This is a genomic window from Bacteroidota bacterium (assembly GCA_013696965.1).
GTDB lineage: Bacteria > Bacteroidota > Bacteroidia > JACCXN01 > JACCXN01 > JACCXN01.
The window spans coordinates 1-4704 of sequence record JACCXN010000046.1 but is presented as its reverse complement, the minus strand read 5'-3'; the positions used below and the strand labels follow the sequence as shown (position 1 = coordinate 4704).

Genomic DNA, 4704 nt, shown 5'->3' with positions numbered 1-4704 from the left:
TTGTACCAGCATGTATATTAGGCTTTTGAATCTGATACAAAATACAAAAAAGGGAGTAGATAAACTTGCGTTTCTACTCCCTTTTATTAACATTTAATTCTTAAAAAGACTTTTTCAGTGGCCTCAGTTTTTAAGGCAAGGCTTTTTGAGCGCAGAATGGAAAATACGGCTGCTGCATCTGTTGATGAAACGATTGAACCCAATAGCATATTAAATGCTAAAGTCGGTAACGAACCATACAAAAGTTCCAAGTGTAACAGCAGTAAGTAGAACGCCTAAAGTTAATAAACAAGTCCTTCTTTGAGAATGGGTTTTACAAGCTGATTTTTCTTTTTCCCATACAACCTTTCCCTCCATTTACATACTCCATCATAGGTTGAATATTTGAGATGTAATTCTGTTTTGCACCTGTCGGTTATTGCATCTGCTTAACATTTCACAGGTAAATTTTCAAATAAAAATAGAACTATCAAATCAAATTATTCATGAAACACCTATTTCCTGTACACATATCGGCTATATTGCCCTTTTTTCAAATTTTTAACTACAAAAAATTATAATTAAAATAATTTAAATATAGTTTGTTTTTTTTATCGCAATAAAAAAAATGCCGCTTGGTGCTCAACAACAATGCTAAAACCGATTTTTATTTTTTCTAAAAAGTCCGTTCGATCACGAAACCAAACCACTCTGCACTTAAAGTACAGAGGTTCAGTAAAACGGAATAAAATCCTAACCATCAAATCAGTTAACTTGCTTATTTATTGAAATTATGTAGAATCAAAGTCTTTCACTAAAAGTGCATAGTTTTTACTAACGATTGAGACCAATAAAATAGTTGAGGTGGAAAAGATTCTTGTTTCCTTAGATTATGTATATATATCCCAAAAATAAGTCATTAAAGAGGATACTTCCATAATTAATAAGCTAAAAAATATTGCCAAAGAAATTTATAAACCAATTAGGACAATCTTCTGTAAATATTTTTATTTCTTTTCCATTAAAGCCTTCTGCGATGAGTTGAGTTTTTAAACCAGAATTATCAAAGAAATAAGATCTGTGGGTTATCTTGAATGCTTCAGGCAAATTTTCCAGAGATTTGAGATACCTCTCTTCAATTTTTGACCGATCAACAGAATGTCCCCCCTTATCTACCCTATTATCAATCCTAGCAACATTAATCAAAGGACTTTCTGTGCAAACAAAATATAAATAAGTTTTGTAACCCTTGATATTGGCCTGCCTTATTTCTTCAAGTTTATAGGGATGACTCATTACTGTTTCAAAGGAGAATGATTTATTGGTTTTAATCAGCATGTACCTGATAAAAGCTGCAGCAAAAGAGGCCTCATAACTATGTGTTTCTTTCTCCTTGTCAACTAAAAAGTTATCAATCAATTTAATATCAATTGTTTTATTTTCCTTATTAGTTTTGGCCAACAAGCTTTTAGCTCCAATAGTCTTTTTGAAATTTATTAAATCTTTTGCTTCTGTTTTTAAACCGGCTTCAGATAAATCTATGAAACCACTGGTTGCAAGTTTTTTTTCAATTTCGTCTGCATTTACAAAATATCCTGTAATATAATTTTCCCTGAATTTATTGAAAAGTACACTTTTGCCTGATCCGTTTGGTCCTGCAAAAATTCGTAGACGTTTAATTGTTGACACGGATAGTTTTTCCTTTTTTTAAATGCACAGAAGTCTTTTCTTTTGTAGGAAATTTTTTAATTATCGACTTTTTCCCTTTTGCATCCTCTTCGTATAAAATGCCATTTTCCATATAAGTGATGGTTAACCCAAGCGCTTTAGATTCCCGGATTGCTTGTGCAGCACTTTCTCTGCCTATCTTTGAAAGGAGGGCTGCATCATCAACCTCTTTTATTGTTTTCCGCCCGGATTTTACAACTACCTTTTTCCGGAGGCTCTCGCTTTTTTTCTCTAATGGTCTTTTTATTTTTCCCATTGCTTTGGAATAGTAAGGTTTATACAAAGATAACCATTAAAATCAGTTTGATATTGTTTAATTAGTTGTCTCGAAAACATTATGGTCAAAAAACAACATGCAGGGTTCCTTTTTCTTTTGCAAATTGCTCTATATCTTCCTTTTGCCTTGGTTTAGCTAGTCCTGCGTTTCTCTTGTTCCAACTTCTCTTCCACCTTGTTAATATGAGCGTAGCGTCCCGCTACGCTCATATTAACAAGGCCTCTGGCCATAATAGCGATGTGCCTGCATGTTTATCTGTCAGCATGGCTTTATATGTTCATTGTCAGCAGTTGTTGTATGTTGGTATTCGTGATGCTTGTTTTCCATTGTGAACAATATTCATTATTGCGATTTGTATTAAAATGTTTAATGATTATGGTCTTGGTTCTCATGGGTTGTTTCCACCTTTTCCAAATCCATGTTACAAACGGGGCATTGCCCCGGCTTGTCGTAGTTTTTTTTGCCTTCACATTTCATAGGGCATTGGTATTGGGCTGTTTCTATCTTTTCGGTTTCTGTGCTGCTCTTGGTTTCGGAAGTATTAATTCCGCACGAAGCGATAAACATTATTACTACCAGTGACAATGTTGTGATGATGATTTGCTTTTTCATTTTGATTTGTTATTATTGAAATGAAAGTTATTTTTTTGAATTACTGTTTAATGACAATTCCGTTGGGTTTTGTGCCTACATTAATTGTTTTCGTTACTGCATGAGTAGCCACATCAATTACTGAAACCGTGTTTGCTCCCTGATTGGTAACATACGCTTTGCTGCCATCGGCATTAAAAGCAATGGCATGAGCATCTGCGCCAGTTGTTATGTTGCCTTGCGTATTCCAATTAGTTCCGTCAAATGTGTAATATACCACTTTGCCGTTTGTGGCATCAGAAACCCACAATTCAGCATTTGAAGAATTGTAAGCTGCATACCCGGGTTTAAAACCAAGATTGATGGTGGCGGCAACGCTCATAGACGAAACCGTTATTTCAGAAATTGTCTGGCTCGTTTCATTGTCCACAAACATTTTACCATTACTTGCCGTCCATGCGCCAACAGGGTCTTGCCCAACGGTGAGCGTTGCATGTATCATTTTGTTTTTGGCATCAATGAGGGAAACAGTTCCATCTATTGTATTGCAGGCAAAAGCCATTGAACCATCTGTCGAAAAAGTGATTTCTGAAAGACCTACACCTACATTGATAGTATTTTGCAAAGTCCAGTCAGAAGTTTTGTAAACCAGCACCTGGCTTTGAATGGTGTCCATTTGCCCAATCCAAAGTTCTGTTCCCGAAGAATTGAAAATTGCATTGTGTGGCATTTTTCTGAGTGCAATTTCTTTGTCAATCATTCCGGTAATGGCATCAATAATCTGAACCTTTAAGCCCCTGAGTGTGCCACTGTGTCCTCCATGACCACCACTTAAATCGGTGCTGGTGATAGCCACCGCCAATTTTGTTTTAGCAGGGTTGAGATAGATGTGGTGCGGATAGGTTGCGCCATTCAAGGAAATAGTTTCGCTAACGGTGTTGTCGGCAAGTTTGATAACCGAAATATTATTGGAACTGCCGTTTACAATGTATGCTGCGGGATAGTTAATGTTGAACATATCCATGTCGTGATCGTTGTCGTGGTCTTTCTTACAGGAAGAAATAGTAACGACAAGAGCAAGAGCAACGATAGATGCTGTCGCAAAAATTGATGTTGTGATTTTCATTTTTACTGTTTTTGATTTTTAATTATGATCAAAACTGTTGCGCTGTTAAAAGCGCAATAAGCCGAAGCACAAATACATGTCGGCTCTGAAACAAAAACAAAAAATCAAATTCGGAAAACGCATTGACGGATGTAAAGAGGGTGCTTTAGGTCATCCGGTCGATGCGTGCTATGGTCAAATTCGGTTGAAAGAAGCGGAGAATGGTAGTCAAAATTTAGATTGTTTAAAAGTGCAGGTTGAAAGTCCGTAACCTTCATGCTATTGCATAAAACCTGTTGCGTTTTTTGTTGCTCGTCATCAAATTTGATGGTAGTTGTTTTGTTTTTGCAACAGTCCTTAGCCATTTTCTTGCTGCCGCACGGACACTTGTGTTTAGTGTCAAAAGAGTTGATTGAAACAGATGCGATTTTACCACCGCAATAATGAGCCGCTACTGTTACCCCAATAGCGGGTATCAGGTAAAGGAACATTAAAAGTATGATGGCTATTCTTTTCATTCAGTCACTATAATGCTAGGGTAAAGATATAATTTAATTATTAATTATCATTCTTAATGCTTTTTCTTTTACATAAGCTTCAACTGATTAGCTATCAGAATTGTTTAGCGTTGGCTCGTGTGGCTTTTAAATGTGCTTGCAAAATGCGTGGAAATTAATAATTCAAAGTTAGTCCAACACCAAAGCCCATATCGCTGTCGTAATGAGTTCTTATTCCTGTATTTTTATTTATAATGTAACGAAAGTCAATCATATATTCTTTGTCAGTATTCACCATAAAACCTGCTCTTAATCTTTTGGAAATGGTTATGTCTTCTCTCATCAATTGAAAACGCACATTCCCATCTAGATATACTTCGGCTTGGGCGATGATTAGCAATGGTAAAGTGTAATTAACTCCTAAACTGAATTGAGTTCGGTTGTCTTTGGTATTAGTTTGACCAAAAAGATTTTCTTCTATTTCGTTGTGGCCCAATTTTCTGTAACGCCAGTCAAAACCAATAAAG

8 protein-coding genes are annotated in these 4704 nt (G+C 35.9%); 2 read left to right on the top strand and 6 right to left on the bottom strand.

What is annotated here, in order from left to right; translation table 11 throughout:
- Window positions 1–117: 117 nt before the first annotated feature.
- A complete protein-coding gene (locus tag H0V01_07645; protein MBA2583242.1) occupies window positions 118–270 on the top strand; it encodes a hypothetical protein in 153 nt (50 codons plus the stop codon).
- Between the two features lie 657 nt (window positions 271–927).
- On the opposite strand, the gene H0V01_07640 is transcribed toward H0V01_07645, so the two are convergent.
- Together H0V01_07640 and H0V01_07635 are read right to left on the bottom strand one after the other, a co-directional pair.
- Window positions 928–1668 carry a hypothetical protein gene (locus tag H0V01_07640; GenBank protein ID MBA2583241.1) on the bottom strand — a complete coding sequence of 247 codons (741 nt, stop codon included), beginning with the start codon at window positions 1666–1668 and terminating at the stop codon, window positions 928–930.
- Window positions 1655–1963, bottom strand: a complete 309-nt coding sequence (locus H0V01_07635) for a hypothetical protein (GenBank protein ID MBA2583240.1) — start codon at window positions 1961–1963, stop codon at window positions 1655–1657. Before H0V01_07635 ends, H0V01_07640 begins: the two co-directional genes overlap by 14 nt.
- 203 nt (window positions 1964–2166) lie before the next feature.
- Here H0V01_07635 and H0V01_07630 point away from each other — a divergent pair, with 203 nt between their 5' ends.
- On the top strand, window positions 2167–2316 hold the full coding sequence (locus H0V01_07630; GenBank protein MBA2583239.1) for a hypothetical protein: 150 nt from the start codon (window positions 2167–2169) through the stop codon (window positions 2314–2316).
- A gap of 34 nt (window positions 2317–2350) precedes the next feature.
- On the opposite strand, the gene H0V01_07625 is transcribed toward H0V01_07630, so the two are convergent.
- The 4 genes from H0V01_07625 to H0V01_07610 form a co-directional block, all read right to left on the bottom strand.
- On the bottom strand, window positions 2351–2596 hold the full coding sequence (locus H0V01_07625; GenBank protein MBA2583238.1) for a hypothetical protein: 246 nt from the start codon (window positions 2594–2596) through the stop codon (window positions 2351–2353).
- A gap of 40 nt (window positions 2597–2636) precedes the next feature.
- Window positions 2637–3701 (bottom strand): YncE family protein, encoded by a 1065-nt coding sequence (locus H0V01_07620; protein ID MBA2583237.1) that lies wholly within the window; start codon window positions 3699–3701, stop codon window positions 2637–2639.
- A gap of 104 nt (window positions 3702–3805) precedes the next feature.
- Window positions 3806–4198: a hypothetical protein gene (locus H0V01_07615; protein MBA2583236.1), complete on the bottom strand. Its 393-nt coding sequence runs from the start codon at window positions 4196–4198 to the stop codon at window positions 3806–3808.
- A gap of 154 nt (window positions 4199–4352) precedes the next feature.
- Window positions 4353–4704 (bottom strand): copper oxidase (locus H0V01_07610; GenBank protein MBA2583235.1); only part of this gene is annotated, 352 nt, incomplete at its 5' end.